We start from the raw sequence: 26,886 nt of genomic DNA on the forward strand, positions 1-26,886 counted from the left end.
GCAGGTCTCCTGGCAGTTCGGAACGGGTGTCTCGCTTGGGTCTTCCCTCAAGCGTAGGGGACCGGGGCCCGCGGTGCTTAACCAGCGGCGCCCAACCTGCGGTGCTTAACCAGCGGCGCCCAACCGGCGGTGATTAGCCTGCGGTGCTTAGCCTGCCGGATACACGAGCGCTGTTGCCACGGCTGAGATCCCCTCGCCGCGGCCGGTGAACCCGAGCCCGTCGCTCGTGGTGGCCGTGACGCTCACCGGCGCCGCGGCAGCGGCGCTGAGGACCTGCTGGGATTCCTCCCGCCGCGGGCCGAACTTTGGCCGGTTCGCCACGAACTGAACGGCGATGTTGCCGATTTCGAATCCGTGGGCGCGAACAATCCGGGCGGCCTCGGCCAGCAGGGTCACGCCGGATGCTCCGGCATATTCGGGCCGGTCCGTACCGAAGTGCGTGCCCAGATCCCCGATCCCGCAGGCCGAGAAAAGTGCGTCGGCGGCGGCATGGGCCACGGGGTCGCCGTCTGAGTGGCCGGACAGACCCCGCTCTCCCTCCCAGAAGAGGCCGCCGAGCCACAGCGGCTGCGGCTCGTCCTCGGCGGCAAAGGCATGGACATCGATGCCGATCCCGGTCCGGGGAATGACCGGGGGAATGACTGGCGGGTTGGTGGACATGCTCATCCCTCCACCCAGCGCAAGCCCAGGGGTCCTTCGAGAAGGCCTTCTGCCAGGATCAGGTCCAGGGGCGTGGTGATCTTCAGGGACTGGCTGGCGCCGCGTACCGCGTGGACAGGGACCCCGATGAGCTCCACAAGCATCGCGTCGTCCGTGACGAGGGCGGCCTGGACGGCGTCGAACCCGGAGGCAGCTTCGTGGGCGCGCTTGAGGGTGCTCAGGGCGAATCCCTGCGGTGTCTGCACGGCGCGGAGCGACTCCCGGGGCGCCGTCCCGGTGACCAGCTCGGGGGCCACCGCGGCGCCGTCGCCGGTGGTCGGTTCAACGGTCTTGACGGTGTCGACGACCGGTATCACGGGAATGACGGCCGAGGCGCCGGCGCCGAGCGCCGCTGCCACGCGGTGAAAGACGGCTTCAGGCGTCAGTGCCCGGGCGGCGTCATGGACCAGCACTGATTCCGTATCGGGCAGGAGGGCCGCCATCGCGGCGCGGACGGAATCGGCGCGGTTCGCACCGCCGTCGACGACCGTCACAAGGGGAACCCCGACGCCGTTGCCCGACGCTGCTCCGGCTTGCCCCGACGCCGCGCCGGAGTGTCCGGCCGCAAGCTCCTGCGTGAAGGCCTCGCACAGCGCCCGCAACTCAGTGTCGCCCGGGGGGAGCGCAATGCAGATCTGCTGTGCGATCCCGGCAGCCGCCACACCGCGAAGGGCGTGGGTGAGGATGGTGTCCCCGCCGAGAGGCACTTTTGCTTTCGGCATGCCGTAGCCCAGGCGCTGGCCGGAGCCGGCGGCTACAACTATGACCGCCGTGGCGGGACCGGGCTGTGACGTATTCGCCTGTGACGTATTCGTCGGTGCAGTATCCATGGGCACAAGACTACGTCCCCGCGCCTCGGACCATCCCGTTGCCCTGGTTGTGGCTGCCCTGGAGCGCTCAAAGGGACCTCAACTGATAGCGCAACGGAGGGGGCGGCCGCTGAAAAGGGCAAAAAGAAGCCCCGGCGGCTGACGCCACCGGGGTTCGATTCTTAATCTGCGCCGGCCCTGTTGGGCCGGCCTTGTGCTAGGAAGCCAGGACCTCGTCGAGAACGCTTGCAGCCTTCTCTTCATCAGTCTTCTCAGCCAGTGCCAGTTCCGAAATCAGGATCTGACGGGCCTTGGCCAGCATGCGCTTCTCTCCCGCGGAGAGACCCCGGTCGTGATCACGGCGCCAGAGGTCACGGACGACCTCGGCTACCTTGATGACGTCACCGGAAGCAAGCTTTTCCAGGTTTGCCTTGTAGCGACGCGACCAGTTGGTGGGTTCTTCAGTGAACTCGGCCCGCAGCACATCGAACACGTGCTCCAAGCCTTCCTTGCCCACTACGTCCCGAACCCCTACCAGGTCAACGTTTTCTGCTGGAACTTCAATGGTCAGATCACCCTGAGCCACCTTGAGCTTGAGATACATCTTCTCTTCGCCCTTGACGGTGCGCATCTTGATTTCTTCAATTTTGGCTGCACCGTGGTGAGGGTAAACTACTGTCTCGCCGACCTCAAAAACCATGTGGACATTCCCCTTTCCCGCAGACCAGTTTATCACGATTAAGGCATACAACTGGCATCAAAAGGTGCCTGGAACCGCATGAATCCGGGGAAAATGGCCTCAATCCGCCCCCTCAAACCCCTTGACGAATGCGGATAATAGTGCCTGCGGCCCTAACTGCCAAGAGGTTTCCGTCCCCCGCCGAGCCGGGTCCCGTCGCCGGAGGAGCACACTTGACCGCGCTTGTGTGTAGTCGCCGAATCCTTGTTTGCGGCCGATTGCGGCTAGGCTATGGCTGAATAATGTTTCAAGACTCTCAAGGAGTGCGTGACGTGCGTTTCACTGCGATGAACCGGGGCCAGCGCGGCAAGCTGGCAATGGCAACGGCTGCACTTGGCATCGGCCTGTTGTCCCTGACCGGCTGCGGCTACATCAACGCCCAGCAGACCACGGAGCAGTACGCGGCCTCGGACGGAACCCGGACGGATCTCGGTGCGCTGCAGCTGCGCAACTTCATCATCGTCTCCGATGGCGAGGACAAGCCGGGCCGTGTGATCGGCGCCGTGTACAACACCTCATCCAACGACGTGGTGCTGACCATCAAGGGTGCGGAGGGCTCGCAGACCCAGGTTCCGGTCAAGAAGAACTCCTACACCATGCTCAACGACTCCACCGACGCCGCGATCCTGACCCCGGCCGGCGCCAAGCCGGGCGCCGTCCTCGAGGTCACCATCTCCGAGAACGGCACCAACAAGGAAGCCAAGTTCACGGTTCCGGTCATGGACGGCACGATCGTCGACTACAAGTCGTACCTGCCGACGCCGGCGCCCACCGAGTCCGGCACGGCCACGTCGACGGAGACGGCTACGCCGACCGAGACGGCCACGCCGACGCCGAGCAGCACGGCCGGCCACTAGCTTCAACGGCTGGACCTATTGCAAAAGGAGGGGCACCTGTAGGTGCCCCTCCTTTTGCGTGTCCGCTGATGTTCAACTGCGCCGGACTTCCAGCGGCCCGGCAGCCCGGCGTCAGGGCAGTAGCGGCCGCCGGGCTGCCTCGTCCGACCTTTAGGGCTCGAACTTGTAGCCCAGCCCCCGGACGGTGATCAGGTACCGCGGCGCGGACGCATCCGGCTCGATCTTGCTGCGCAGCCGCTTGACGTGGACGTCGAGGGTCTTGGTGTCCCCCACGTAGTCGGAGCCCCAGACCCTGTCGATCAGCTGCCCGCGGGTCAGGACCCGGCCGGAGTTCCGCAGCAGCATTTCCAGCAGCTCGAACTCCTTGAGCGGCAAGGCGACCTGCTCACCCCCGACGCTGACCACGTGGCGTTCAATGTCCATCCGAACGGGACCGGCCTGCACCGTGGTGGAGACAAGTTCCTCCGGCTCGCTCTGGCGCCGCAGGACTGCCCGGACCCGGGCCACGAGTTCCCGCGAGGAGTAGGGCTTGGTGACATAGTCGTCGGCACCCAGCTCGAGCCCCACCACCTTATCGATTTCCGAGTCCTTGGCCGTCAGCATGATCACGGGCACCCCGGAGCGCTGCCGGAGTTGGCGGCAGACCTCCGTGCCGGACTGGCCAGGCAGCTGCAGGTCCAGGAGCACGAGGTCGGCACCGTTGCGGTCGAATTCGGTGATGGCGTCCAGTCCGTTGTCCACCACCTCCACTTCGAAGCCTTCTTTACCCAACAGGTAGGACAGGGGGTCGCTGAAGGACTCCTCGTCCTCGACAATCAGAATCCTGCTCAAGCGGTAGCTCCTTGCTCATGGACGCCTGCGGCGTCACGTCGTTGCGGTCTGGGGTCCCGACTGGAAGTTTGGGCAGCGGGCTTGCCCGCCTCGGGGGCGTCCCCGTCGTCCTGCCCTTCTATCTCGGGAAGTCGAATGGTGAACGTAGAACCCTGGCCGAGCCGGGACCACAGGGTCACCTCGCCGCCGTGGTTGGAAATGACGTGCTTGACGATGCTCAGGCCAAGCCCGGTGCCGCCGGTCTGCCGCGAGCGGGCAGCATCCACACGGTAGAAGCGCTCAAAGACGCGCTCCTGGTCCTCGGCGCTGAGCCCATCGCCCTGGTCCGTCACCGAGACCGCCACGAGACCGTCCTTGGCCCGGATGCCCACGCCCACCTTGGTGTTCTCCGGCGAGTAGCGGATGGCGTTATCGATCAGGTTGCGCAGGGCGGTCACGAGCAGGTCCTGGTCGCCGTAGACCAGGGCATCGGCGTGCCCGCCGACCACCAGCTGGATGTTCTTGCTCTCGGCCGGCAGCACGGAGCGGTCCACGGCCTCGCTGACCACAAGGTTGATGTCCACCGGGCGGCCCTGCTGCGCGACGTTGGCGCCCTGGAGCCGGGAGAGTTCAATGATGTCCTGGACAAGCGCCGCAAGCCGTGTCGACTCCTTGTGCATGCGCTTGGCGAACCGCTTCACCGCCTCGGGGTCGTCAGCGGACGACTCGAGTGCCTCAGCCAGGAGCGAGATCGCCCCGACCGGTGTCTTCAGTTCGTGGGAGACGTTCGCGACGAAGTCGTTGCGGACTTCCTCGGTGCGGGTGAATTCAGTCCGGTCATCGGCCAGCAGGAGGACATATTCCTCCGTGATGACGGCGGCCCGGACCTGGACAACTATCGTGCCCTGGCCGAGCGGGCCGCGCGGCAGTTCCAGCTGCTGTTCGAGGATGACGCCGTCCCGCCGCACCTTGGCCGTCAGTTCCAGCAGCTGCTGGTGGACCACCGTGTGCCCGCGGACCAGGCCGTAGGCGTAGGCGGCCGGGCTGGCGCGGACCACGCCGTCGATCGCATCCACCACCACGAACGCGCGGCCGAGGACGGCGAGCACTTCCGCGGCCCCCTCGGGCAGCGAAGGGTCATCGACGTCGACGTCGACAATATGCCGCTGCTGCTCACTGACCCGGAACGCGAGTACGCCGAACATGCCAAACGAGAGGCCGATCAGGCCGGCGATCACGCCGATGAGCATTGGATCCACGGCTCCAGCTTATGCTCTGCCACGTGACCGAAACCGAAATCTCCTGCGATTCGGGCAGCGGTTCAGCTAACGTTCACCTATTGGGGCGTAACAGTTCACCGGACACTGAAAGAGTTGACAGTTGGAGCGCCGGTAGGTGAACCGAAATAGGCCCGCCACTTCGATTGCAGGCAATATTTCCGAGGAAAGGACGCACACGTGCGTAAGGTTTTTCAGGAGGAGCTCGCCCAGGTAAGGGAACAGCTCGTCGAGATCTCAGCGCTGGTCACAGAGGCCATCGACAAGGCCACGACAGCTTTCCAGGGCGCCGATATCGACCTCGCCGAGGACGTGATTGCCGCCGATGCCCGCATCGACTTCCTGCAGAACAGCCTCGACGAGCGGGCCATCGACATCCTCGCCCTCCAGGGCCCGGTGGCGAGCGATCTGCGCATGCTGGTTGGTTCGCTCCGGATGAGCGCCTCGCTCGAACGCATGGGCGACCTCGCCCGGCACCTGGCCCAGCTGGCGCGTCTGCGCTATCCGGCGTCAGTGGTCCCGGACCAGCTGCGGGAGACCTTCAAGGCTTTCGCGGAACAGGACCTGCTGATCGCCCAGAAGCTCACGGAGCTGCTGGCAACCCGCGACCTCGGCGTGGCCCGGGAGATCATGAAGGCCAATGGCGCCGTCAACGACCTTCACCTGAGCGTTTTCCAGGCGATCGCCCGCAGCGACTGGCAGGAGTCGCCGGCCACCACGGTGGACGTTGCCCTGGCCAGCCGCTACTTCGAGCGCTTCGCGGATCACGGCGTCTCCGTGGCCCAGAAGGTCACGTACCTGGTGACGGGCGCGTGGCAGCCGAGCACGATCGAGCACAACTGACTCCGGCCGACTGCGGCTGACTCAACCGCAGGTACAACGGCGCCGGTACAACGGCGCTGATAGCACCGCGCTGATACGAACGACGGCGTCCGGTCACCTTGGGGGTGGCCGGACGCCGTCGTTTGTGCTCTGTGCCTTGCTTAGTGCTTGGCCGGGCGGGGGCCGGTTACTTCTTGCCCTGGTTGGCGACTGCCTTGATGGCCTCGGCGGCGGCCTCGGGATCGAGGTAGGTGCCGCCCGGGTTCAGCGGCTTGAAGTCGTCATCCAGTTCGTAGACCAGCGGGATGCCGGTGGGGATGTTCAGGCTGGCGATGTCCTCGTCGCTGATCCCGTCAAGGTGCTTGACGAGTGCACGGAGCGAGTTGCCGTGGGCGGTGACCAGGACGGTCTTACCGGCCCTGAGGTCTTCCTTGATGTCTGATTCCCAGTACGGCATGAGCCGGATCAGGACATCCTTGAGGCATTCGGTGCGCGGGATGGCGTCGCCGAGGTCCGCGTAGCGCGGGTCCCCCACCTGGGAGAACTCGGAATCGTCAGCCAGGGGCGGCGGCGGGGTGTCGTAGGACCGGCGCCACAGCATGAACTGCTCCTCACCGAATTCGGCGAGGGTCTGGGCCTTGTCCTTGCCCTGCAGCGCGCCGTAGTGGCGCTCGTTGAGCCGCCAGTCGCGCTTGACGTCGATCCAGCCGCGGTCGGCTTTTTCCAGGGCCATGTTTGCCGTGTTGATGGCCCGCTTCAACCGCGAGGTGTAGAGGATGTCGGGGAGGATGTTGTTCTCCACGAGCAGCTCGCCGCCGCGCACCGCCTCGGCACGGCCCTGGTCATTGAGGTCAACGTCCACCCAGCCGGTGAACAGGTTCTTGGCATTCCAGTCGCTGTGGCCGTGGCGCAGCAGAATCAGCTTGTAAGTCATGGTTTTCATCCTAGCCGAGCGGTTGGCGGCGGTGCCGAGCGTTACACAGCGCGCGTTTCAGAGCGTGCCTCACTTCCTGCTTCACCGCCCGCTTCAGGGCAACGCGGGGTCGCTGCCGGTCCATCCAGCGGCCACCACGGAAGTGAGGTGACCCCGCGTTGGAGGATAGGCTTGGGCGGTGGTGCAGAAGGCTGAACGGGTGCTGGCCCCCCGGAACAAGGGCGGAACGAGGGGCAGCGCGCGCGGCGGCAGGCCCGTGGGTAACGTGACCCGCGGAACCACGAACCCCAACCGGATGCGCCGCGTGGACCGCTGGCTGACCGGGCCGCAGGCATGGCGGCTGCGGGCCGCGGCCCATCCTCTCACCGTCGACCTTGGGTACGGCGCCTCACCGGCCACCGCCGTCGAACTCTTCGAACGCCTTGCCGCGGTCCGCGGGGACGTACAAATGGTGGGGATCGAAATCGAACCGGAGCGCGTCCGGCAGGCCCAAGCCCTTGAACGGCCCGGCCTAAGGTTCCAGCTGGGCGGCTTCGAACTGCCCATGACCGGAGAGCCCGTGCTGGTCCGCGCCTTCAACGTGCTGCGGCAGTACGAGGAGGCCGACGTGGCGGGCATCTGGCGGCTGGTGCAGGACCGGCTGGCCCCGGGCGGGCTGTTCATCGACGGCACGTGCGATGAGATCGGGCGGCGCGCCGCCTGGGTGGCGCTGGACGTCGAGCGGCCGCTGAGCCTGAGCCTGTCCATGCGGTTCGGTGCCTTCGTGCTGCCCTCCGACGTTGCCGAAAGGCTCCCGAAGGCCCTGATCCACCGCAATGTGCCCGGCGAGAAGATCCACGCCTACCTGCAGGCGATGGACCAAGCCTGGCTGGAAGCGGCGCCGCTGGCGGCCTTCGGAAACCGGCAGCGCTTCGGGGCGATGTGCCGCGCACTGCTCGACGCCGGTTGGCCGATCCAGGACGGCCCGTCCCGCTGGCGGCTGGGCGAAGTGACGGTCGGCTGGGAAGCCGTGGCCCCGGGAGCTTAGGTGCCCCCGGTGGTCACCAGGGGCCGTAGGGGCCCATGTTGCTGCCGCGGCCGCGGCCGGCGTCCTTGACGGCGGGGCGGACGTCGGCGAGGTACACGGACGCAGCCGTCACCGCCGCAAGGCCGAAAATGCCTAGCGAACTGGCGCCGCCACCGCTGCCCAGCTGCGAGAGCAGGGAAAACAGTCCCACGGCGAACGCGCCGCCGGTCAGGGCCAGCCAGAAGGTCTTGGTTCGCTTCGATACGGCCTCGAACGCGTTGGCCTTGTGCCGGAGGCAATCGAAAAACGCCCATGCCTCAAGGACAAAGGCCACGACAGCCAGGACCAGGTAAACCCCGGATTCGACAAAGTAAATGAGTATGCGTCCGTCCACTCCCCCAGCCTAGCCGTCCAGAGTGCCCAATGCCTGCTCCAAATCGGCCCAAAGGTCTTCCACGTTCTCAATGCCCACGCTCATCCGGACCAGGTTGTCCGGCACGCTCTCCGGCTCGGCGGCGTGCCGGCGCCGGCGTTCGATCAGGGATTCCACCCCACCCAGGGAGGTCGCGGGGAGCCAAAGCTGCAGGGCGCGGATCATGCGGTCCGCGGCGTCCGCGCCGCTGAGGCCGCTGCCTTGCCCACCCACCGGTGCCACCTCGATGCACAGGACGGAACCGAAACCCTTCATCTGTTCCTTGGCCCGCGTGTGGCCGGGGTCCGAGGCCAGCCCGGGGAAGCGGACGCCGGCCACCTTCGGATGACCGTCGAGCCGCTCGGCCAGGATTTGGGCCGACGCCTGCGAACGCTCGATCCGCAGCGCCAGGGTGCGGAGCCCGCGCAGCGCCAGCCACGCCTCGAATGGTCCGGCGATTCCGCCGTGGATGGTGCGGTGGTGCAGCAGGGCGGCGCGGAGACCGGCGTCGGACGTCACCAGGGCACCGAGTACGACGTCGGAGTGGCCGGAGAGGTACTTGGTCACCGAATGCAGCACGACGTCGGAGCCCAGGCTCAGGGGCTGCTGCACCAGGGGCGTGGAAAAGGTGTTGTCCGTGACGACGATGGCGCCGGCCTCATGCGCCGCGGCGGTCAGGGCCCGCATGTCCGCGACGCCGAGCATGGGGTTCGTGGGGCTCTCCAGCCAGAGCATGCTGGCGGCGCGCCCGCCGGCCGGGGCAAGCGCCGCAAGTACAGCGTCGGTGTCCGCGATGTCCACCGTCCGCAGCTCGAGGAACCCTTTGGCCGCCAGTTCGGTGGCCATGGTGACCGATCCCGCGTAGCTGTGCGACGGCATGACAAGCACGCCCTGGGCGGGCACCAGGGACAGGGCCGAACTCACGGCGGCGAGTCCCGAGGCGTAGAGCAGGCCCGGCAGTTCCGCGCCCTCCAACTGGCCCAGCGCCTCTTCAAAGGGGTCCCACGTGGGGTTGGAATACCGGCCGTAGCCGCGGTCGCCGTCGCCCAGCGGTCCCGTACCGAAGTAGGTCGAGGACAGCACCAGCGGCGGGTTGACCGGTTCGTCTCGGGTGCGCGGCGGGCGCCCTGCCGCGACGACCAGGGAATCCGGCGAAAGCGAGGCGGCCTGTTCTTCAGTAAGACTCATGAGGACAGGGTACGTGGGCGCCCGGCAGGGTACCCAAGCCGTTACGCCGCAGACTTTGCGCAGACTAGAGTGTCGGTGATTGTCGGTACTCTTGAACGGTGACTACCCAGAGCCCCGGAGCGTCCGGCCGAAAGTTGACCGGCCTGTTGCCCGGACTGTTTATTGCCTTCGAGGGCGGAGACGGCGCCGGCAAGTCCACGCAGGCGGCTGAACTCGCCAAAGCCCTGGAATCGGATGGTTTTACCGTGCTGCGGACCCGGGAACCGGGCGGCACGGCGATCGGTGAGAAGCTTCGGTCCCTCGTGCTGGATCACGGCCACGGCCACATCGATGCCCATACCGAGGCCCTGATTTTCGCGGCGTCCCGGGCGGCGCACGCGAGCCAGGTCATCCGCCCCGCCCTGGAACGCGGCGAGATCGTCCTCACGGACCGGTACATCGATTCCTCGGTCGCGTACCAGGGCGCCGGCCGAGGCCTCGGAACGCAGGCGGTCCGGGACATCAATGCCTGGGCCACATCGGACCTGCAGCCGGACCTGACGGTACTCCTCGACGTCGAGCCCGCCGTTGGCCGGCAGCGGCGCACCGCCGGCGAGGCTGCCGAAGACCGCCTCGAGTCCGAGGCCGACGAATTCCATGCCAAGATCCGGGCGGCCTTCCTGGACCTCGCCTCGGCCCGGCCGGAGGCGTATCTGGTGCTGCCCGCCCGGCTGCCCGTCGCCGAACTCGCCGCCCGGATCCTCGAGCGCGTCGAATCCCTGCTGGCCGTCACCCAAAGCAGCACAGCATGACGGTCTGGGACGACCTCCAGGGCCAGGACGCCGTCGTGGCCCAGTTGCGCCAGGCGGCCCAGAACGAAGGGCTCACGCACGCGTGGCTTTTCACCGGACCGCCCGGCTCCGGCCGTTCCAACGCCGCGAAGGCGTTCGCCGCGGCCCTGAACTGCGACCAGGAGGACGTCAGCCTGCGCGGCTGCGGCGAATGCCCGGCGTGCCTGACCATCCTCGGCGAAACCCATTCCGACGTCTCGTTCGTGCGGACGGAGAAGGTCACCATCACCATCGACGAGGCGCGTGAGCTCGTGTCCACCGCCGGGAACCGGCCCTCGTCGGGCCGGTGGCGGATCATCGTGGTGGAGGACGCGGACCGGATGGCCGAGCGGACCACCAACGTGCTGCTCAAGGCCATCGAGGAACCCACGCCCCGCACCGTCTGGATGCTCTGCGCCCCCTCCCCCGCCGATGTCCTGGTGACCATCCGCTCCCGCTGCCGGCCGGTGGCACTGCGGCTTCCGCCGGCCGCCGCCGTCGCTGCCCTGCTGGTCAAGCGCGACGGCGTGGACCCGGCGGTCGCCGAGCGGGCCGCCCGCGCGGCGCAGAGCCACGTCGGGATCGCCCGCCGCCTGGCCCGGGACCCGGAGGCCCGGGAGCGCCGGCTCGAGACGGTGCGGTTTCCGCTGTCCCTTCGCGGCGTCACGGCGGCGGTCATGATGGCCGAGAAACTGGTCAAGATCGCCACCGAGGAAGCCAACAGCTCCAACGACGAGCGCGACGCCGCCGAGAAGACCGCGCTTCTGGCCACCCTCGGGGCGCCCGAAAGCGGCACGCTGCCGCCAGCCATGCGGAGCCAGGTCAAGCAGCTCGAGGACGACCAGAAGCGACGCGCCAAGCGTTCCGTCACCGATTCCCTTGACCGCACCCTGACGGACCTGTTGTCCTTTTACCGGGATGTCCTGATCATCCAGATGGGGAACGCAGTGGAACTCGTCAACGTTGAACTCAGAAGCGAACTCGAAGATTTCGCCTCCCGTTCCACCGCCGAAGTGACCCTTGCCCGAATGGACGCCATCAACAAGGCCCGCACGCGGATCACCACCACCAACGTGGCCCCGCTGCTGACGATCGAGTCCATGGCTTCCAGCCTTATTTGACGGTTCCGGCCGCTCCAACGATCATCTTCGCTTTCGTTCCTAGCCTCCAAGGAGAACCGCATGAAGCCTGCTCGACCCCAGTCCGCAAGATCCCGATCCCTGACGATCGGCATGCGGGCCGTCGGCGCCGTGGCCCTGGCCCTCACGCTGGCCTCGTGCACCCTTTTCGGCGGCGGGGGCGGCAACGGGTCCAGTGCGCCGGCATCGGGGGCAGCGGGGCAGGCGGACCCGTCAATCGTGGCGGCCGCGCCGGCCGAACTGCGCAGCTACTACTCCCAGCAGGTCGACTGGAAACCGTGTGAAGGCAACTTCCAGTGCGCCAAGATCAAGGTTCCGCTGGACTACAGCAAGCCCGACGGCGAACGCATCGAGCTTGCCGCCATCAAGCTCGCCACGACAGGCGACAAGAAGGGCACCCTGATGGTCAATCCGGGCGGCCCGGGCGGCTCGGGGTACGACTTCGTCAGGGATGCGGCTAACACCCACATTTCGGACAAAGTCCGGTCCGCCTACGACATCGTGGGCTTCGACCCCCGCGGCGTGGAGCGCTCCGCCCCGGTCACGTGCCTCACGGACAAGGAACGCGACGCGTCCCGCGCCAAGACCTACGCCCTGGACACCGACGCCGGACTGGACGAGGCCTTGGCCGACAACAAGGCCATCGCTGCCAAGTGCGTGGAGAAAACCGGGCCGGTGCTGGCCCACATCGACACCGTCAGCGCCGCGAAGGACCTCGACATCCTGCGCGGGGTGGCCAACGACTCAAAGCTGAACTACCTCGGTTACTCCTACGGGACCCTGCTGGGCTCCACCTATGCGTCGCTGTTTCCGGACAATGTGGGCCGGTTGGTCCTCGACGGCGCCATGGACCCGTCGCTGAGCAACGAGGAACTGACCCGCGACCAGGCCGTGGCCTTCGAAAAGGCCCTCCACGCCTATGTCGCCAAGTGCCAGCAGACGTCCGGATGCCCCCTCGCGGGAAGCACCGAGGAAGGTGTCCAGCAGATCCGCAACGCCATCAGCGCGGCCGAGGCGAACCCGCTGCCGGCGAAGGACGGACGGAAGGTCTCGGGCTCCACGTTTGTCAGCGGCCTCATCATCCCGCTCTACAACAATGACAACTGGCCGATCCTCACCCGGGCGCTCGCCACCGCCCTGGCCGGCGACGGCACGGGCATGTTGCAGCTGGCCGACTTCGGCGCCGACCGCGATCCCAGCGGCACCTACACGTCAAACAGCACCTTCGCCTTCAACGCCATCAACTGCCTGGACTACCCGATGGTGTCCGACACCGCGTCCATGCGGGCCGAGGACCAGAAGCTGCGCCAGCTGTCGCCCACGTTTGGCTACTACTTCGCCTATGGCGGCAGCAACTGCAAGGACTGGCCGTACAAGAACGTCCGGACCCCTGCCCCGGTCGATTACAAGGGCTCGGCCCCGATTGTCGTAGTTGGAACCACCGGCGACCCGGCTACGCCCGTGCAATGGGCCAGTTCCCTGCGCAAGCAGCTTGGGAACGCCTCGCTGCTGACCTGGAAGGGTGAGGGCCACACGGCGTATGGCCGTTCCAACAGCTGCATCGGCAACGCTGTCGATGACTACCTGGTGGACGGAAAGGCCCCGGCGGACAACACCGTCTGCTAGGTCCGCGACAGGGCCGCATACTGGCTTCGGTCGCTCATTTTGACCCGGACGCCGGGACTCTATTACAGTTGTCTCTTGCATGATCCGCCCGGTTCGCCGGGCATTCATGTGGTTGCTTCCTTAGCTCAGTTGGTAGAGCGTCTCACTCGTAATGAGAAGGTCGCCAGTTCGATTCTGGCAGGAAGCTCGGGAAGAACCCCGTATCACCGTTGACTCAACGGGGATACGGGGTTTTTTGTTGATGGCGGCGGGATGGCCGTATGTGGCCAGGGCACCCAACGAACCACCTGGCGGCTATGACTTCAGACAACAACCGCTGCTGCGTTGGTATGCGTTTTCCGGCCAGACGGGACCCCAGTCCTACGGGCGGGTTCCTGATGCTCTGGCCAGCAGCAGCCAAAAACGCGCTTGGGAGGAATTGGCCCGTCCGTGGGGAATTGTTCATCACCTGTCCATACCGCTGGACATACGCGGCGGCGACCACAACGCCTTCCTTATCCACCGACCTGACCGTGACTTCACCGACCAAGAGCTTGCTCTGGCCAGGCTGTTGCAACCAATTCTGACGGGGATTGCCCTCCACTTTGGGATTGCCCAGTCGAATAGCGCGGCGAACCTCGACGGCTCCGCCCACGATCTGACGTCTCGAGAAATGACGATCCTGACCCTCCTGAGCCAGGGGCTGACCGCGGAAGGTCTGGCCAGACGACTGAGCATTTCCCCACGCACCGTGGGAAAGCACTTGGAGCACATCTACCGAAAGCTGGATGTATGCGACCGCCTGATGGCAGTGCAAACGGCACACGAACTGGGTCTCTTGACACCGACACCTGTCAATTTCCACGATCATCCCGAACAGAATATTTCCGCAACCCTCAGCCAGTGCTGGAATTGCGAATTTCCCATGCTGCTGTGGAATGCCGCGTCAGACAGGCCTGGCCAGCAGTACTCCTCTACTCCGGCAGATGTTCATCTCCTGCGTCAGGCCCGAAAAGTGGTCCCTGATCGGCGCACCGCTACTGAAAAAGACGGTCCTACCCGGGAAAGCAGAGCCCACTCCCGCTGCAGATCCTCGCCGGGGAAAGCCCCAGAAACAGCGGCAGCCGGCCGCCGAGCCGGTGGTCCGAACTCATTATCAGCGGCCAACTGTTCCTGAGGAGCTCCAGACGGACCGCAGGGAGACATGGGCTGAGCTGCACTCTCCCGAAGGGGTCGCCGAAGCCCGACGCAAATTCTTGGGGACAAGAGGACCTCAAACAAGGACGCGGAAGCCGTAGCGGGGAACGCTGAAGAAGCTCTTCGGGTCGTTGGCGGCCCGGAAGTCGTGGTGTAAGGCGATGGCGTCCACCGGCCGGGAGTGAACCACCGCGTACCGGGTCAGGTCCTCCACCCAGGGAAGGATCACGGTGTAATCCCCCACTTCCAGCCCATCGCCGAGCAAGCCCCGCCGTCGTAGACACCATTCCAAGCGAGATCCATCAGTTCATGGATGGCCGCCTCCACTGTTGGCGGCGTCCTCGCTCCATGGCGCTCCCGGGCACTGGCAGTCTCGTGGAGCTCGCAGGCGTGTCCTGGAGGTAGCGGCGAGCCGGGCGATCAACCATCCGTCAACGAAAGTCGCCACTCCCACCGTGGCAACTTGCCAGTTAGCTTCTTGGATGTCAGATGCCAGCTGTGGCCGGCGGTGGGAAGGTCGACTCAGGATAGCTGTACTCGCTCATGTCGCACCCTTTCCACCGCCGGCAACTGGTGGGGTTCCAGTCGATGCAGATGATAGAGGTGGGCACTGACATTTCCGCAGACAAAGATTCTGGTTGAGGATACGATGCAGTCACACACCTCCCGGGCGTCCCGGGGTCCAGCGTGTTGTCACTGACCGTTTTGGGGGAGCACAGTGAAGCGTCGAACATGGATCATCCTTGCGGCGGTGCTGGTCATTGGCGCCGTCGCATTCTTTTTTGTCCGGTCCGCGGAAGACAAGGTCACCGCCGACATGGTCTCCCGGGCCGAGCGGTTCGCAATTCCCGCGGATTGGAAGGTGGAGGACAACGTCGTTCGTCGGGAGATGTTCCTCTGCATGTCAACCAACCCGTGCCCGAGCATCGCCAAACGCTGGGATGCCGGCAAAAAACTCACCATCGATGATTTGAAGGCCGTGAGCTCCACAGCCGGTGTCCCCATGACCATCGAGGGCACCTGCACCCGGAGGCCTAACGTCGGCGGGACAACGACGGTCTGCAGCACCTCGGGAACCGACGGGGAGTACGACTACAAGTTCAATGTGACCAGCCCGGACAAAGACGACTTGACGAACTTCGTGGTCCTCCTGGTCGAACCGCACAGCTGACGCCTCAGGAAAACTCGGCCACTGGTTTCTCTAGTCAGTAGATAAACCCGCAGGTACCCTGAGACCATTCGGGCCGCATCCGTGGCCTTGAGCCGCCGCTGGGGCGGCATTTTTCCAGTTCAGTAACCACTTGGGGGTAATTGCTGTGCGTCCAAAATCTCCGTTACGCATGACCGCGGCCGTCCTAACCGCTGCCTTGTCCGCCTTCATGCTCACGCCGCCGGCGACGGCTGCCGACACTGTCGTCGCCGACGCCTTGATCCGTGACTGCGCGAACGTCGAAACGGTCTTCGCCCGCGGTTCGGGCCAGATCCTCGGTGAAGATCAGGTGACACGCTTCCAGAGCCAGATCGATGACCGAATTAACGACACCCTGACCACGAACCACTATGAGCTCGGAACCCAGCTCGTCAACGGGTACCAGTACGCCGCGGTCCCCGTTGGCGTGGAGACCTGGCAGGCCAGGCTGAACAGTGCCGGAGCGGCCGCGTCCGGCGGCGGAGCCCTCTGGTACGGCACCAGCGTCGACAACGGCGTGGAGGAAATGGCGTCCTACCTCAACGCCCGCTCAGCGAAATGCCCTTCGTCCTACTTCGTCATGGGCGGCTTCTCCCAGGGTGCACAGGTCGCCGGCGAGGCGTACAACCTAAAGCTCAGCGACGACGTGAAGAAGCATGTCGTCTACCAGGCGCTGTTCGGCGACCCCCGGCTCTGGCTCCCGGAAGGGGACGGCCTCGTCCCGCCGGCGTGCCTGGGACTCCCGCAGCGGTCCGAGTGGCGGTTCGATGTTCCGGACTGCGGCGTCGGCCGCGGCTCCCTGGGCGCCCGCGTCCCCTACCTCCCGGCAGGCTTCACTTCCAGCACCGGGCTATCCTGCGCCACCCACGACTTCGTGTGCGGCTCAAGCCCCTACCCGTGGGACACCGCCGGCCACGGGACCTACGATGACCCCGGCCACAGCATTGACCGTGCCGCGGTCGAAATCACCAAGCGCCTCAAGCCACTGTTCCCCGCCGGAACAGTCGACGACACAGTCACCCTCCCGGGTGCCGGAACCTCCGGCCTGGACGTGGTCTTCCTGATCGATACGACGGGCTCCATGTACGGCCGGATCGAGGCGACTAAGGCCTTCGCAGCGGACATGGCCGACACCATCAAGGCCAACCGCGGCCGGGTCGCCCTCGTTGAATACAAAGACGCCGGGGACTCGGTCACGGCACAAATCCTCAGCGGCTTCCAGGAAGACACCACCGAGTTCAGCACCAAGCTCTCCACCTTGTCCGCTGACGGCGGCGGGGACCGGCCAGAGGCGGCCCTGCACGCACTCATGACGGCCTTCAACGGGCTCACGTGGCGGGACGGCGCAACCAAGGCGGCCGTGGTTCTGACCGACGCCGACTACCACGATCCTGACCTGGTGGACGGAAGCACCCTCGCCTCGGTCGCCAAGCGCGCCCTGGAGATCGACCCGGTGAACGTCTACCCGGTCGTCCCCTCCTACTTCAGCAGCTTCTACACCGCGCTGGCCCAGGCCACAACGGGCCAGGTCATCGTCGACGGCGGCGACACCAAAGCAGCTCTCACCACCGCGCTGACCCGGCTGCAGGAACGCCCCGTGGCACTCCTCGAGCACCCTGAATACTGGGGCCCGACCGGCCAGGAGTTCACCTTTGACGCCTCAGCCTCCTACTCGCCGCATTCCTCGATCGCGAAGTACGACTGGGATTACAACGGTGACGGCACCTACGAGGAATCAACCACGACGCCGGTGGCCAAGCACACCTACCAGGCCAAGTCGGACGGAGTAATGCAGGTCCGCATGACAGATGCCGGCGGGCTTGTCGCCAACGCCTCGGCCGCCGTCCACGTCGGATCCGGGCCCCGCGACAACCTCCCCGCTGCACCGCTGAACGTGAAGACCGTGGCAACCTCCACGACCGGCACCACGAGCACCATCCAGGTGACCTGGGAATCCAGCGACCCCCGGGTGGGCGTCTGGGGCCTCAGCGTGGATGGCATCCCGGCAGGGGTCGTCGACGCTGCGAAACGGACTGCAACGATCACCGACGTCTCCCGGGCGAAGACCGCCGAAATCGGCGTCGTCGGATTCACTTCGGACCAGGCGATGGGAGACACGGGATCGGTCACCCTCCTGGCGGCGAGCTCGAGCTACAACTTCAGTGGGTTCATGGCACCGGTCGATCCTGCACCTGCCGTGAATGCCATGCAGGCCGGCCGGGCGGTGCCGATGAAGTTCAGCATCGCCGGCGACCACGGGCTTGGGATTCTCCCCGCTGGCTCCCCGACGTCGGCGAAGGTCACATGTGACACCGGCGCAGCGCTCAGCGAAGTGGAAACCACATCGACGGCGGGCGCCAGCAGCCTCTCCTACAGCGCCGGCGACGACATTTACACCTATGTCTGGAAGACCGACAAAGCCTGGGCTGGCACCTGCCGGACGTTCCAGCTGAAACTGGACGACGGCAGCACGCACACGGCGTCGTTCAAGTTCCGCAGCTGACGACCCGTCACAAAGAAGCGCCCCGTACATCTCGTGCGGGGCGCTTCTTTTATCATCTGGGGACTCAGCAGGCCACGGCTTGGGCTCCTACTTGCAGGTGGCGAGGATGCCGGCGATGGCGTCGTGCTCAGGCTGGGTCATCCAGAGCTTGTACTTGGCCTTCACGGCCGTCTGGCGGGCGACGTATTCGCACCGGAACGCCTTGTTCGACGGCAGCCACGCGTCGGCTGAGGAGCCGCTCTTTTGCCAGGGCACACCTGTGGCGGGTGAGGCGGCCCCAACATGCCCCCGGCCGGGAACCCCGACCAAGGAGAAGGCCCGCAGCCCACAGGGGCGGCAGGGCCTTCTTCTGGTTCGTGCGGGGTCAGTGGGTGCGACCGGATGCTTATGCGGGGACGTCGAACCGCTGGCCCTCGGGTTTTGATTCCAGCAGCGTGAAGACGAGGAGAATGATGCCCCCGATAAACGGGATGAGGATGATGAGGTACATCCAGCCGCTGAAGTTCGAGTCGTGGAGGCGACGGACCGTCAGGGCCAAGGACGGGACAATGACTGCCAGGAACCAGACGGCTGCCAGGATCAGCCCGATCATATAGGCGGGGCCGGGGACGCTGGCGCCATTGGGGCCCAGTTTTGCGCCGGCCGCCCCACCGGCAAGCATGATGACGTTCAAGACGATCGAGACGAGGCCGGAGACGAGCACCCACCACCAGTATTCGCTCCGGCTGGCGCGGCCGGAGAACGTCCCGTACTTCTTGAAGAACCGCGACGCGGCCTCTGGCAGGGAAGCGCCGTAGAGCGGTGCCCAGAGTGGCACGGGCCCGGATCCTTGGGCCGGGTACCCCGCAGCGGCGTACGGGTTCGGCGCCCACCCCGGGTTCTGCCGGGGCTGCTCGCTGGGCCACATCTGCCGGCCGGTGCCTTGCTGAGGATGATGAGGATCTGACATGTGATGCTCCTTCACTGGTGTGGCGGGTGGATCCGGGAGGGTCAGGGGACGTCGGCCGCGGCGGAATCGCTGAAGTGTGGCGCCTGGCTCGGCGGGGGCTGGACATAGGCCTGGGCACGCTCGGCTCCGCGGCGTTGCGCGTTGTGGACCTCGAGGCGGTGACGGCCCGCGATGACGGAGCTTGGACTGCTGCCGAGTAGCCGGCGCGGTTGTGCCATGATTCCCCCAATACCAGGCACCCCAGCGGGCCCCGGCTGTCATGCTACCGGCGTTTTCGTCCCGTGGGCACTATGGCATCCCGGAATGTTTCCGCAGGTCAGGGAGCAGAAAGGCCGAAACCTTGGCGAGCCGTCCTCAGGGACGGAACCTACTCGACGAGACGGACGTTTGGGCGCGGTTTGGGCGGTTTAGGCGGCGCAGACGAAGGTACCCCTCAGGGATGCGGTGCCGCTATTTGCAGGTGGCGAGAATCCCGGCGATGGCGTCGTGCTCGGGACGGGTCATCCACAGCTTGTACTTGGCCTTCACAGCAGTCTGGCGGGCGACGTATTCGCACCGGAACGCCTTGTTGGCTGGCAGCCAAGCATCGGCCGAGGAGTCTGACTTCTGCTGGTTCGCGGGGCCGTCGGCGGACATCAGGTTCAGCGGATCGTTGGCGAGCTGGAGGCGCTGGCCGGCGCTGATCTGCTGGGCGCCGGTCTGCCAGGCCAGCGACAGGGGAATAATGTGGTCGATCTGGACGTCCGCCGAGTTCTCACCGCGGGTGAAGGTGATGGTCTTGCCGGTGTATTTGTCGGCAAGCTTGCCGGAGGCGATGACGCAATCCCTGGTCCCGGGTTTGGTCGTCACGTCGGTGAGGTCACGGCGGAGCATGTCGTTGCGCGTGTCGCAGCCGTTGTGGTCCACATCGGACCAGGCGGGACCGAACTGCCCGCGGCTGTACCCGGTCTTTGGGGCCTTGCCCTTCACCGGGATGGACGCCAGCTGGGCTACGGCCGCGGCGGCCTCGCCCGGGTGCGCGGTGCCGGTGCCGGGAGCCTGAGACGCGGCCGCGCTGTGCACGGCGTCTGCGACTTTGGCGCCAACGTGGGCTGCGGCGTCACAGCCGGCGAGAGAGCCTGCGAGAAGCAGGCCGGCAAGGACGGTCAGGGATTTGGTGGCGGCGGAGCGGGAGATGTTCATGCCAATCATGAGTGCGGCGAAAATGACCAGATTACCCGCACCCCGTTCCGCGCCCGCGCAGGCCGGAGCATGGAGTCGCTCACGTCGCTATCTGCCGCCCCGTGCGCGGATGACGGACTTGGCGTCTGCATCGGGACGGGGACTGACGGTGACTATGACTAATTCATAGAGGTAGTAAGCCCCCAAAGCGAACCGGACAAATTCACTCTTGAAGTCAGGCCGGTCCCGTGATGACATCTTCGCCCGCGGCTCGGGTCAACCCACAAGCGCCTGCGACTGCGGCTGCTGCCCGGATTAGTCTTCGTGCGGGTCGGTACGGTCCGGCTCGGCGGCGTACTCGGATTCCCTGTACCGGATTTCGGCGACCTCTTTCCGGGCCTCCTCTCGAACGTCGGCGAATCTGATGACAGGCCAGTCGTAGTTTGCCATCAGATCCGTGAGTCGCGCGACGATGAGGCTCCCTTCGAGCTGGTCATCGATATAGGCCAAGGTGACGGGAACGGCCCGCCCCATGTCGGCGATGACTTCCCCTTGACCGGGGGTGGCAAAGTCCGGCCGGCCGGTTGTTGTGGTCAGAAATGTCCGCTCTTCAGCGTTGAGATAGGCTATCCTGTCGATCCGTGTGACGTTGAGGGCGTCGGTGGATGTCTGAAGAATGCGCATGGTCCATGCCTTTCTCGCTTCTGCTGTCAGGCTACTCCGGTGTTGTCCTCGTCGGGAGCCGCTCTGACTCCCGGGAGCCCGGTCGCACGAAGCCTGAGAAGAACCCCCGGAATCAACGCTATCCGGAGGTTCTTCATTGACCCCGGCGGGGTCCGGATCCTGGTCCCGGGTTCCGCATGCTCCATTTGCAGTCGGCTGCCCCCTAACAGGCGCCTGATCGAAGGACGCCCGCGCCCTTGCGGCCGGCTACCTCAAGGTGAGCACCGGGTTGACGGGAGCCTTCAGGGAATCCACCTGCAGGCCCACGGACAGTTTCTGGCCGGCGGCGATTTTGGTGGCCCAGTCCGAACCGCTGCAGGTCACCGACACCTTGGGGAGCAGCGTGCAGCTGATGCCCCAGTCCGAACCGCTGCAGGTCACCGACACCTTGGGGAGCAGCGTGCAGCTGATGCCCCAGGAGTTGGCCACCCGGGTGACGTTCGGGTCGGGCCAGCTCACGCTCCAACCGGCCGCCGCCCGGAGGCCGGTGACCTCGATATTGGCCACGTAGCCGCCGGTCCACGAACTGCCGAGTTTCCAGACCGCGCTGATCGGCGCGCCGGATGTAGGGGTGGGAGACGGCGAGGGCGTCGGCGTGGCGGTCGGCGTCGCCGTGGGCGACGGCGTGGCGGTCGGCGATACCGTCGGCGTCGCGGTGACGGTCGGCGTCGGCGTGCCGTTCAGGATGGGCGCGAGCGCGGCCAGTTTGGCGGCCTCCGGGGTGCGCCAGTCCGCCTGGACAAGGCCTCCGGTGATGCCGCTGTTCGGGTTGAACGCCCCATACGCGAAGCTCATGGAATTGGTCCCGAGGTAGGAGACGATCTTCTCCATCCACTGCTTGTCCGACATGGTTTGCAGCGCGGTCCCGAACTCCCCGAGCAGAACCGGGGCGATGCCCTGCTTCTGGATGTAACCCCAGTTGGCATCCCACACGGCCGGCAGGTTGTTGGGGTAGCTGGGGTCGCTAAACCACTTCCGCGCAAACAGCGACGCCGGGTAGTCGTGCGGGGAATAGACCACGCGGTTGGGCGTGGCCAGGGTCACCGGCCTGTTCTTGACGTCGGCCAGGCCCCCGCCCCACCAAGTGGAAGTGCCGTTGCCCTGGTTCTCGATGCCCTCAACGATGATCAGCAGGTTGGGGTTGGAGGCCAAGACGGCGTTGGCCGTTGGCCTTCGCGCGGGCGATCACCGTGTCCATCAGGACCAGGGGCGTCTTGCCCTCCAGCGCGTAGGCGCGGTTGGCCCAGTAGTTCAGGTTGCCCTTGATGGATGCCGCTGCCAGGCACTCGTTGGAGAACGGCAGGCGGACGGTGTTGAATCCCATCGATTTGATGTTGGCCAGGGCCTCGTCGGTGGTCAGGGTTCCGCAGAGCCCGTGCGGCATGCAGTCGGTGGTTTCCATGCCGAACCAGGACGCGGCCTTAATCGTATACGGGGCGTTGTTCGAGTCCAGGATCCTCCCGCCAGAGGTGTGCAGCCAGCCGGTGGGCGGCGGCGTTGTGGCGGCAGAGGCCAGGGTAAGCGAGGCCGCGGCGACGCCGGTGAGGGCCAGCCCGGCAGCCACAGCGGTGGGTCCCGTCCGAGCTCATGGGTGTGTTGCCTTTCAGTCCGTCATTTGGGTCCCCCCGGCCCGCACAATACGGATCGGCTCTCGAAAAGTACCAAGCTGCCGCCCAGAAAGAACCCCTTTGGCCAATATTTTCTTCTGCACCTCAACGCGGCCACGGGCCCCTGACCTGCGTATTGTCTTTTTCCGGGCGGTCCGTCAGCCTTAGGAAATGGAACGGCCCGGGCGCAGGATGCCAGCCGGCCGGCAATACCCGCCGTCGCGGTCCGGAAGCCAAACCGGGAATTGGCGGCACCGGCTGTGGGGCCCGGTTGTCGGCTTCGGCCTGGTCAGCCTCGCCGCGGACATGGTGTCCGACGGCGCCCGCCCGCTGGGCGGTCCCCTGCTGGCCCAGCTCGGTGCGTCCGCGCTGTTCGTCGGCCTCGTGACCGGCGCCGCGGAAGCCGCGTCCCAGGGACTCCGGCTGGTGTTCGGCCCCTGGGCGGACCGCACCGGGAAGTACTGGACTTTCACGATGGCCGGCTATGTGCTGACGGCGGTGTGCGTCCCGCTGCTGGCGTTGACGCCGTTCGCCGGGACCGCCGGGATGGCCCTGGCGGCCGCGCTCATCATCGGGGACAGGGTCGGCAAAGCCGTCCGCAGCCCGGCGAAGACCGTGCTGCTCGCCGCCGTCGCCGGGCCGGTTGGCCGGGGCCGCGGCTTCGCCGTCCACAAGTCCCTCGATCTGGCCGGGGCGCTCCTGGGCCCGCTGCTCGTCTCTGCGGTGCTGGTTGCCACCGGCTCACTGCCGGCAGCCTTTGCGGTGCTCATCATTCCGGCGGCGGCGGCGCTGGTGATTCTCGTTTGGCTGCGTCGCCGCGTCCGGGATCCCGGCGCGGACAGGCCCGTGGCCGACCCCTCCGGCTTGCCGGAGCCGCCCCGTGGGAAGCCCGCCGGGCGGCCGCCGTCGGCGCTCTCCAGCGTCTTCATCTTGTTCGCGTTGGCCGGGTTCTTCTGGAGCGCCGGACTGGTCGCCTTCGGCGTCATCTCCTATCACCTGACGGCCGACGTGGCCGTCCCCGTTTCGGTGGTTCCGCTGTTGTACGCCGGCGCCATGGGGGCCGCCGCCGTCGGGGCCCTCGCCAGTGGCGTCCTTTACGACCGCGCCGGGGCGGCCGTGCTTCTGGCGCTGCCCGTGCTGATTATGGGGGTGCCCGTGCTGGCCCTGGCGCCGAGCGCCGGGCTCGTGCTCGCCGGCGTCCTGGTCTGGGGGGCCGCCACGGGCATCCAGGACTCCACGGTCAAGGCGCTGGTTGCCGATCTGGTGCCCCAACCCCGGCAGGGCACGGCGTACGGGGTGTTCGCGGCGTTCGAGGGCGCCGGCGCCTTGGCCGGCGGCGCCCTGTACGGGTCACTTTACGGCGCACGGCCGGCGCTCATCGCTGCCGTGGCCGCACTGCAGGCAACGGCCCTTGTCCTGCTGCTCGTCACGCTGCACCGGGCCCGGCACGCATCACCTGGCCAAGGGCCCGCGGATGGGCTGACTTAGCGCGCCCAGACCGAGGCCGCGCCGGAATGTCCCGTGATGATGCTCTGGTAAATGAAGAAGGCCCCCGCGAGGGCGCCGGCAATCAGGACGGCTCCCCGGACAATCCGGTTGCTCCGAAGGCCGCCAAGGAACGCCAGGCGCCGGCCAAAGGGCTCGTAGGTGACCATCAACATTGCCGCGACCAGGACGAAAAAGATCACGGAAAGCACTTTGAGTACGTCACCTTCCTGGGCGTGCTCGTGGACCACCGCCGACGCCGGACGGACTTTCTCCAGCTGCTCGCCTGCCTGCGCGGTCAGGAGTGTTACTGGCACCAGCCCCAGTGACAACACGCCCAGGGGCCACGCCAGGTAGCCCCACCAGCGCCGTGCCACGGCATAAACGATGGCGCCAAGACCTGCAATGGGCGCTAATACCACTACGGCGTGGACGAGCAGGACATGGGCCGGGAGCCCACCAATTTCGATCAATTGAAATCTCCTCCAGAACGTGACGGCACCGGGTCTGATGACGGGGCAGCGAACTCGCGGCGGGGCCAGACTCCTATGATTCTTGCATGGGATCGCGGGAACTAGCGGGCATTGCCGGGCCGCTCTATGCATTGCCCTACGGGGAGTTCGTGGCTGCTAGAACGGCGGCGGCCAAAGACGTCAGTTCCGCGGGTGTCACCGCCGCCGAGCAGCGTGCCCTGGCGGCCGCAGTCCGTGCCCTGCCCAAGCCGTCGGTCGCGGCGTGGGCGGTGAACATGCTGGCGGCGCACAGCCCCGAAATCCTGCGGGAGCTGGCTGCACTGGGGACGTCGATGCAGGCCGCACAGGATGCCTTGGATGCAGCGGACCTCCGTCGCCTCGCCCAGCAGCGGCGCCAGCTCCTCGCCAGCACGGTGAAGGCGGCGCAGGCCTTGGCGGCCCGGCACGGACGGGCCATCAGCGCCGCCGTCGCGACGGAAGTGGAACAGACCCTGCGGGCCGCCACCGCCGATCCCGGGGCCGCCGCCGCCGTGCAAAGCGGCTGTCTCCTCCGGGCGCTCTCGGCGGACGGGGTCGACGTCGTCGACCTCGCCGGCGCAGTGGCTGTCGAGGGGAGCCATGCGGCGTCGGTGCCCGGCACTGGAGCCGCGCCTGGAACGGCCAGCGTCCACCGGTCAGAACCAGCGACCGCCGCCGGCGGGACAGAACCGGCGGACCGGACCGCACAGCGCGGCGGAACTGCCGGTGGAAAGCCGACAACGGAACAGCCCCGCCTCCGGACCGTCGGGACGGCACGGATGACGCCCACGCCGTCGGCGGTGGAACGGGCGCGGACCGCCCTGGAGGCGGCCGAAGTGGCCGCCGCGGAAGCCGACGAGGAGGCAGGCCGCGCGGCCGCGGAGCTGGCGGAGGCGACGGCGGAAACCAGCCGACTGGCCGACGAGGTGCGCGAGCTCAGGCGGCGTCTGGACGCGGCAGAAGCCGGGCTCAAAACGGCCCGGAAGGATCACGAGCTGGCGTCGGCTCTGGCGCAGCAGACGGCACGGGCCGCCGACCGGCAGCGTCGCAAGGAAGTCCTGGCGCGGGAACGGGTGCTGCGGCTCGGCAACACGCCGGAAGAGTGAAGTCTTAGTGTCGGTGGTCAGTCGCACACTGGAATCATGGAGAACAACCAGAATTTCCAGCAGGGTTTCCGCCATGATATCGAGTCAGATTTTGAGGCGGATTTCAACGACGCACAGGATGGCGCACTGCATTTCGTGGTCACCTACCTGGACACCGACTGCGGCCGGATCCGCACCGAGAGCTTCGATGACGCTGCCTCCGCAGACCGCTTCGCCAGCCGCTGCGTTGCGGGCGAAGACGGCTGGGCCGTGGTCGATGCAATCCCGGCGAAAGAGCGCCGGGCCGCCGCCTGACTCCGGAGACTTTCGGGACCGGAGCCTGTGTCCGGGCCGTCTTTCTCCGAGCGCGTGGGATTGGCCGGTCACGGTCGCGGACGGCGGGAAGGTGCCGGTCGCGGACGGCCGGAACGGGCCGGACGGCGGGAAGGTGCCGGACGCCCGAAGGGCCTCCACCCCGTGCCGGGTGAAGGCCCTGTGTGATCGCCGGCTGGCTGCCGGCGTCATGGGAGGTGCTTAGGCGAAGTCGGAGACGGCCGGATCCGGTCCGATCCGGCCGGCATCTTCGGCGGAACGATCCAGCCCGTTGATGGCCTGGATGTCGGTCTCGTCGAGGCTGACGTCCAGGGCCGCGTAGTTCTCGCGGATCCGGGACTCGGTCACCGACTTCGGGATGACCACGTTGCCGATGGCCAAGTGCCAGGCGATGACAACCTGGGCCGGGGTGGCGCCGTGCTTGGCGGCAATCTGGGCAATGACGGGGCTCTCGAGGAGCTCGCCGCCCTGGCCCAGCGGCGACCATGCCTGAGTGAGGATGCCCTTGGACGCGTTGAACTCGCGCAGGTCGGCCTGGCTGAAGAACGGGTGCAGTTCGACCTGGTTGATGGCCGGAACAACGCCGGTCTCATCGATCAGGCGCTGCAGGCCCTCCTTGGTGAAGTTGGAGACGCCGATGGTCTTGACTCTGCCCTGCTTCTGGAGCTCGATGAGGGCCTTCCAGGTGTCAACGTATTTGTTCTGCTTGGGCTGCATCCAGTGGATCAGGTACAGGTCCAGGGTCTCGAGGCCGAGCCGCTCCATGGATTCCTCGAACGCCTTCAGGGTGGACTCGTAGCCCTGGTCGGCGTTCCACAGCTTGGTGGTGATGAAAATTTCCTCGGGCTTGAGGCCGGAACGCTCGATGGCGCGGCCTACGCCTGCTTCGTTGCCGTAGATCTTTGCCGTGTCGATGTGGCGGAAGCCGGCCTCGAACGCCTGGACAACCACCTTTTCGGCCACGTCATCTTCAACCTGCCACACGCCGTAGCCAAGTTGGGGGATGGTGTTGCCGTCATTGAAAGTCAGTTCCGGTGAAAAAGTCATATAAGTATCC

At 66.5% G+C, this 26,886-nt stretch carries 30 protein-coding genes and 1 tRNA gene; 13 read left to right on the forward strand and 18 right to left on the reverse strand.

Annotated elements, in window-relative coordinates:
* Positions 1 to 147 precede the first annotated feature (147 nt).
* The 3 genes from ispF to AC1DRO_RS03105 form a co-directional block, all read right to left on the reverse strand.
* Positions 148 to 666, reverse strand: a complete 519-nt coding sequence (ispF, locus tag AC1DRO_RS03095) for a 2-C-methyl-D-erythritol 2,4-cyclodiphosphate synthase (RefSeq protein WP_476949782.1) — start codon at positions 664 to 666, stop codon at positions 148 to 150.
* Complete coding sequence (locus AC1DRO_RS03100) at positions 663 to 1,529, reverse strand: IspD/TarI family cytidylyltransferase (RefSeq protein WP_476949783.1); 867 nt, start codon at positions 1,527 to 1,529, stop codon at positions 663 to 665. Before AC1DRO_RS03100 ends, ispF begins: the two co-directional genes overlap by 4 nt.
* A gap of 196 nt (positions 1,530 to 1,725) precedes the next feature.
* The gene (locus AC1DRO_RS03105) at positions 1,726 to 2,208 is read right to left on the reverse strand and encodes a CarD family transcriptional regulator (RefSeq protein WP_026266570.1); all 483 of its coding nucleotides are present in this window, start codon (positions 2,206 to 2,208) and stop codon (positions 1,726 to 1,728) included.
* Between the two features lie 326 nt (positions 2,209 to 2,534).
* On the opposite strand from AC1DRO_RS03105, the gene AC1DRO_RS03110 reads away from it, so the two are divergent.
* Positions 2,535 to 3,104: a hypothetical protein gene (locus AC1DRO_RS03110; protein ID WP_459385949.1), complete on the forward strand. Its 570-nt coding sequence runs from the start codon at positions 2,535 to 2,537 to the stop codon at positions 3,102 to 3,104.
* Positions 3,105 to 3,254: 150 nt separating this feature from the next.
* Here AC1DRO_RS03110 and AC1DRO_RS03115 read toward each other — a convergent pair whose 3' ends face one another.
* Both AC1DRO_RS03115 and AC1DRO_RS03120 read right to left on the reverse strand, forming a co-directional pair.
* Positions 3,255 to 3,935 (reverse strand): response regulator transcription factor, encoded by a 681-nt coding sequence (locus AC1DRO_RS03115; RefSeq protein ID WP_028276348.1) that lies wholly within the window; start codon positions 3,933 to 3,935, stop codon positions 3,255 to 3,257.
* Complete coding sequence (locus AC1DRO_RS03120; protein WP_223915308.1) at positions 3,932 to 5,164, reverse strand: sensor histidine kinase; 1,233 nt, start codon at positions 5,162 to 5,164, stop codon at positions 3,932 to 3,934. Before AC1DRO_RS03120 ends, AC1DRO_RS03115 begins: the two co-directional genes overlap by 4 nt.
* A 207-nt stretch (positions 5,165 to 5,371) precedes the next feature.
* Between AC1DRO_RS03120 and phoU the strand changes: the two genes are divergently transcribed.
* Entirely contained in the window at positions 5,372 to 6,034 is a 663-nt protein-coding gene (gene phoU / locus AC1DRO_RS03125; protein WP_079552056.1) for a phosphate signaling complex protein PhoU, read from the forward strand.
* 166 nt (positions 6,035 to 6,200) lie between these two features.
* Here the strand turns inward: phoU and AC1DRO_RS03130 are convergent, their stop codons facing one another.
* The gene (locus AC1DRO_RS03130; RefSeq protein ID WP_476949784.1) at positions 6,201 to 6,947 is read right to left on the reverse strand and encodes a phosphoglyceromutase; all 747 of its coding nucleotides are present in this window, start codon (positions 6,945 to 6,947) and stop codon (positions 6,201 to 6,203) included.
* 178 nt (positions 6,948 to 7,125) lie between these two features.
* Here AC1DRO_RS03130 and AC1DRO_RS03135 point away from each other — a divergent pair, with 178 nt between their 5' ends.
* Positions 7,126 to 7,974, forward strand: coding sequence for a class I SAM-dependent methyltransferase (locus tag AC1DRO_RS03135; protein ID WP_476949785.1), 849 nt, complete (start codon positions 7,126 to 7,128; stop codon positions 7,972 to 7,974).
* Positions 7,975 to 7,987: 13 nt separating this feature from the next.
* Here the strand turns inward: AC1DRO_RS03135 and AC1DRO_RS03140 are convergent, their stop codons facing one another.
* Together AC1DRO_RS03140 and AC1DRO_RS03145 are read right to left on the reverse strand one after the other, a co-directional pair.
* Positions 7,988 to 8,347: a DUF2516 family protein gene (locus tag AC1DRO_RS03140; protein WP_028276353.1), complete on the reverse strand. Its 360-nt coding sequence runs from the start codon at positions 8,345 to 8,347 to the stop codon at positions 7,988 to 7,990.
* Positions 8,348 to 8,356: 9 nt separating this feature from the next.
* Positions 8,357 to 9,553 carry a trans-sulfuration enzyme family protein gene (locus AC1DRO_RS03145; RefSeq protein ID WP_476949786.1) on the reverse strand — a complete coding sequence of 399 codons (1,197 nt, stop codon included), beginning with the start codon at positions 9,551 to 9,553 and terminating at the stop codon, positions 8,357 to 8,359.
* A gap of 134 nt (positions 9,554 to 9,687) precedes the next feature.
* Between AC1DRO_RS03145 and tmk the strand changes: the two genes are divergently transcribed.
* The 5 genes from tmk to AC1DRO_RS03170 all read left to right on the forward strand — a co-directional run bounded on the left by tmk (position 9,688) and on the right by AC1DRO_RS03170 (position 14,283).
* The gene (gene tmk, locus AC1DRO_RS03150) at positions 9,688 to 10,344 is read left to right on the forward strand and encodes a dTMP kinase (protein ID WP_028276354.1); all 657 of its coding nucleotides are present in this window, start codon (positions 9,688 to 9,690) and stop codon (positions 10,342 to 10,344) included.
* Positions 10,341 to 11,483, forward strand: a complete 1,143-nt coding sequence (locus AC1DRO_RS03155; RefSeq protein WP_243181851.1) for a DNA polymerase III subunit delta' — start codon at positions 10,341 to 10,343, stop codon at positions 11,481 to 11,483. Before tmk ends, AC1DRO_RS03155 begins: the two co-directional genes overlap by 4 nt.
* A gap of 60 nt (positions 11,484 to 11,543) precedes the next feature.
* Positions 11,544 to 13,127, forward strand: a complete 1,584-nt coding sequence (locus AC1DRO_RS03160) for an alpha/beta hydrolase (protein ID WP_476949787.1) — start codon at positions 11,544 to 11,546, stop codon at positions 13,125 to 13,127.
* A 114-nt stretch (positions 13,128 to 13,241) separates the two neighbouring features.
* Positions 13,242 to 13,314, forward strand: a tRNA-Thr gene (locus AC1DRO_RS03165).
* Positions 13,315 to 13,389: 75 nt separating this feature from the next.
* Positions 13,390 to 14,283 (forward strand): helix-turn-helix transcriptional regulator, encoded by an 894-nt coding sequence (locus tag AC1DRO_RS03170; protein ID WP_476949788.1) that lies wholly within the window; start codon positions 13,390 to 13,392, stop codon positions 14,281 to 14,283.
* A gap of 96 nt (positions 14,284 to 14,379) precedes the next feature.
* On the opposite strand, the gene AC1DRO_RS03175 is transcribed toward AC1DRO_RS03170, so the two are convergent.
* Positions 14,380 to 14,532: a hypothetical protein gene (locus tag AC1DRO_RS03175; protein ID WP_476949789.1), complete on the reverse strand. Its 153-nt coding sequence runs from the start codon at positions 14,530 to 14,532 to the stop codon at positions 14,380 to 14,382.
* 489 nt (positions 14,533 to 15,021) lie between these two features.
* Between AC1DRO_RS03175 and AC1DRO_RS03180 the strand changes: the two genes are divergently transcribed.
* Both AC1DRO_RS03180 and AC1DRO_RS03185 read left to right on the forward strand, forming a co-directional pair.
* Positions 15,022 to 15,474, forward strand: coding sequence for a hypothetical protein (locus AC1DRO_RS03180; protein WP_476949790.1), 453 nt, complete (start codon positions 15,022 to 15,024; stop codon positions 15,472 to 15,474).
* Between the two features lie 169 nt (positions 15,475 to 15,643).
* The gene (locus AC1DRO_RS03185; protein ID WP_476949791.1) at positions 15,644 to 17,995 is read left to right on the forward strand and encodes a PxKF domain-containing protein; all 2,352 of its coding nucleotides are present in this window, start codon (positions 15,644 to 15,646) and stop codon (positions 17,993 to 17,995) included.
* Between the two features lie 87 nt (positions 17,996 to 18,082).
* Here the strand turns inward: AC1DRO_RS03185 and AC1DRO_RS03190 are convergent, their stop codons facing one another.
* The 7 genes from AC1DRO_RS03190 to AC1DRO_RS03220 form a co-directional block, all read right to left on the reverse strand.
* Positions 18,083 to 18,250 carry a hypothetical protein gene (locus AC1DRO_RS03190; RefSeq protein WP_476949792.1) on the reverse strand — a complete coding sequence of 56 codons (168 nt, stop codon included), beginning with the start codon at positions 18,248 to 18,250 and terminating at the stop codon, positions 18,083 to 18,085.
* 130 nt (positions 18,251 to 18,380) lie between these two features.
* Complete coding sequence (locus AC1DRO_RS03195; RefSeq protein ID WP_476949793.1) at positions 18,381 to 18,944, reverse strand: DUF805 domain-containing protein; 564 nt, start codon at positions 18,942 to 18,944, stop codon at positions 18,381 to 18,383.
* A gap of 41 nt (positions 18,945 to 18,985) precedes the next feature.
* Entirely contained in the window at positions 18,986 to 19,162 is a 177-nt protein-coding gene (locus AC1DRO_RS03200) for a hypothetical protein (protein ID WP_476949794.1), read from the reverse strand.
* 232 nt (positions 19,163 to 19,394) lie between these two features.
* Entirely contained in the window at positions 19,395 to 20,135 is a 741-nt protein-coding gene (locus AC1DRO_RS03205; protein WP_476931289.1) for an HNH endonuclease family protein, read from the reverse strand.
* Positions 20,136 to 20,420: 285 nt separating this feature from the next.
* Complete coding sequence (locus AC1DRO_RS03210) at positions 20,421 to 20,789, reverse strand: hypothetical protein (protein ID WP_476949795.1); 369 nt, start codon at positions 20,787 to 20,789, stop codon at positions 20,421 to 20,423.
* A 246-nt stretch (positions 20,790 to 21,035) separates the two neighbouring features.
* Complete coding sequence (locus AC1DRO_RS03215) at positions 21,036 to 21,980, reverse strand: cellulase family glycosylhydrolase (RefSeq protein WP_476949796.1); 945 nt, start codon at positions 21,978 to 21,980, stop codon at positions 21,036 to 21,038.
* Positions 21,946 to 22,392 carry a cellulase family glycosylhydrolase gene (locus AC1DRO_RS03220; protein ID WP_476949797.1) on the reverse strand — a complete coding sequence of 149 codons (447 nt, stop codon included), beginning with the start codon at positions 22,390 to 22,392 and terminating at the stop codon, positions 21,946 to 21,948. Before AC1DRO_RS03220 ends, AC1DRO_RS03215 begins: the two co-directional genes overlap by 35 nt.
* A gap of 214 nt (positions 22,393 to 22,606) precedes the next feature.
* Here AC1DRO_RS03220 and AC1DRO_RS03225 point away from each other — a divergent pair, with 214 nt between their 5' ends.
* Positions 22,607 to 23,923, forward strand: coding sequence for an MFS transporter (locus AC1DRO_RS03225; protein WP_476949798.1), 1,317 nt, complete (start codon positions 22,607 to 22,609; stop codon positions 23,921 to 23,923).
* On the opposite strand, the gene AC1DRO_RS03230 is transcribed toward AC1DRO_RS03225, so the two are convergent.
* On the reverse strand, positions 23,920 to 24,393 hold the full coding sequence (locus AC1DRO_RS03230) for a DUF2231 domain-containing protein (protein WP_243181844.1): 474 nt from the start codon (positions 24,391 to 24,393) through the stop codon (positions 23,920 to 23,922). The genes AC1DRO_RS03225 and AC1DRO_RS03230 overlap by 4 nt on opposite strands.
* An 86-nt stretch (positions 24,394 to 24,479) precedes the next feature.
* Between AC1DRO_RS03230 and AC1DRO_RS03235 the strand changes: the two genes are divergently transcribed.
* Positions 24,480 to 25,517, forward strand: coding sequence for a hypothetical protein (locus AC1DRO_RS03235; RefSeq protein ID WP_476949799.1), 1,038 nt, complete (start codon positions 24,480 to 24,482; stop codon positions 25,515 to 25,517).
* A 36-nt stretch (positions 25,518 to 25,553) separates the two neighbouring features.
* Positions 25,554 to 25,811: a hypothetical protein gene (locus AC1DRO_RS03240; RefSeq protein ID WP_279294440.1), complete on the forward strand. Its 258-nt coding sequence runs from the start codon at positions 25,554 to 25,556 to the stop codon at positions 25,809 to 25,811.
* A 219-nt stretch (positions 25,812 to 26,030) separates the two neighbouring features.
* Here the strand turns inward: AC1DRO_RS03240 and AC1DRO_RS03245 are convergent, their stop codons facing one another.
* On the reverse strand, positions 26,031 to 26,876 hold the full coding sequence (locus AC1DRO_RS03245; protein ID WP_476949800.1) for an aldo/keto reductase: 846 nt from the start codon (positions 26,874 to 26,876) through the stop codon (positions 26,031 to 26,033).
* Positions 26,877 to 26,886 lie beyond the last annotated feature (10 nt).

The organism is Arthrobacter sp. P4_F11 (genome assembly GCF_056401395.1).

Excerpts from the sequence above, each read along its gene's own strand:
- ispF (WP_476949782.1), bottom strand. The coding sequence starts at position 666 with ATGAGCATGTCCACCAACCCGCCAGTCATTCCCCCGGTCATTCCCCGG.
- AC1DRO_RS03100 (WP_476949783.1), bottom strand. The coding sequence starts at position 1,529 with ATGGATACTGCACCGACGAATACGTCACAGGCGAATACGTCACAGCCC.
- AC1DRO_RS03105 (WP_026266570.1), bottom strand. The coding sequence starts at position 2,208 with ATGGTTTTTGAGGTCGGCGAGACAGTAGTTTACCCTCACCACGGTGCA.
- AC1DRO_RS03110 (WP_459385949.1), top strand. The coding sequence starts at position 2,535 with ATGAACCGGGGCCAGCGCGGCAAGCTGGCAATGGCAACGGCTGCACTT.
- AC1DRO_RS03120 (WP_223915308.1), bottom strand. The coding sequence starts at position 5,164 with ATGCTCATCGGCGTGATCGCCGGCCTGATCGGCCTCTCGTTTGGCATG.
- AC1DRO_RS03130 (WP_476949784.1), bottom strand. The coding sequence starts at position 6,947 with ATGACTTACAAGCTGATTCTGCTGCGCCACGGCCACAGCGACTGGAAT.
- AC1DRO_RS03145 (WP_476949786.1), bottom strand. The coding sequence starts at position 9,553 with ATGAGTCTTACTGAAGAACAGGCCGCCTCGCTTTCGCCGGATTCCCTG.
- AC1DRO_RS03155 (WP_243181851.1), top strand. The coding sequence starts at position 10,341 with ATGACGGTCTGGGACGACCTCCAGGGCCAGGACGCCGTCGTGGCCCAG.
- AC1DRO_RS03160 (WP_476949787.1), top strand. The coding sequence starts at position 11,544 with ATGAAGCCTGCTCGACCCCAGTCCGCAAGATCCCGATCCCTGACGATC.
- AC1DRO_RS03185 (WP_476949791.1), top strand. The coding sequence starts at position 15,644 with ATGACCGCGGCCGTCCTAACCGCTGCCTTGTCCGCCTTCATGCTCACG.
- AC1DRO_RS03195 (WP_476949793.1), bottom strand. The coding sequence starts at position 18,944 with ATGTCAGATCCTCATCATCCTCAGCAAGGCACCGGCCGGCAGATGTGG.
- AC1DRO_RS03200 (WP_476949794.1), bottom strand. The coding sequence starts at position 19,162 with ATGGCACAACCGCGCCGGCTACTCGGCAGCAGTCCAAGCTCCGTCATC.
- AC1DRO_RS03205 (WP_476931289.1), bottom strand. The coding sequence starts at position 20,135 with ATGATTGGCATGAACATCTCCCGCTCCGCCGCCACCAAATCCCTGACC.
- AC1DRO_RS03210 (WP_476949795.1), bottom strand. The coding sequence starts at position 20,789 with ATGCGCATTCTTCAGACATCCACCGACGCCCTCAACGTCACACGGATC.
- AC1DRO_RS03225 (WP_476949798.1), top strand. The coding sequence starts at position 22,607 with ATGGAACGGCCCGGGCGCAGGATGCCAGCCGGCCGGCAATACCCGCCG.
- AC1DRO_RS03235 (WP_476949799.1), top strand. The coding sequence starts at position 24,480 with ATGGGATCGCGGGAACTAGCGGGCATTGCCGGGCCGCTCTATGCATTG.
- AC1DRO_RS03240 (WP_279294440.1), top strand. The coding sequence starts at position 25,554 with ATGGAGAACAACCAGAATTTCCAGCAGGGTTTCCGCCATGATATCGAG.
- AC1DRO_RS03245 (WP_476949800.1), bottom strand. The coding sequence starts at position 26,876 with ATGACTTTTTCACCGGAACTGACTTTCAATGACGGCAACACCATCCCC.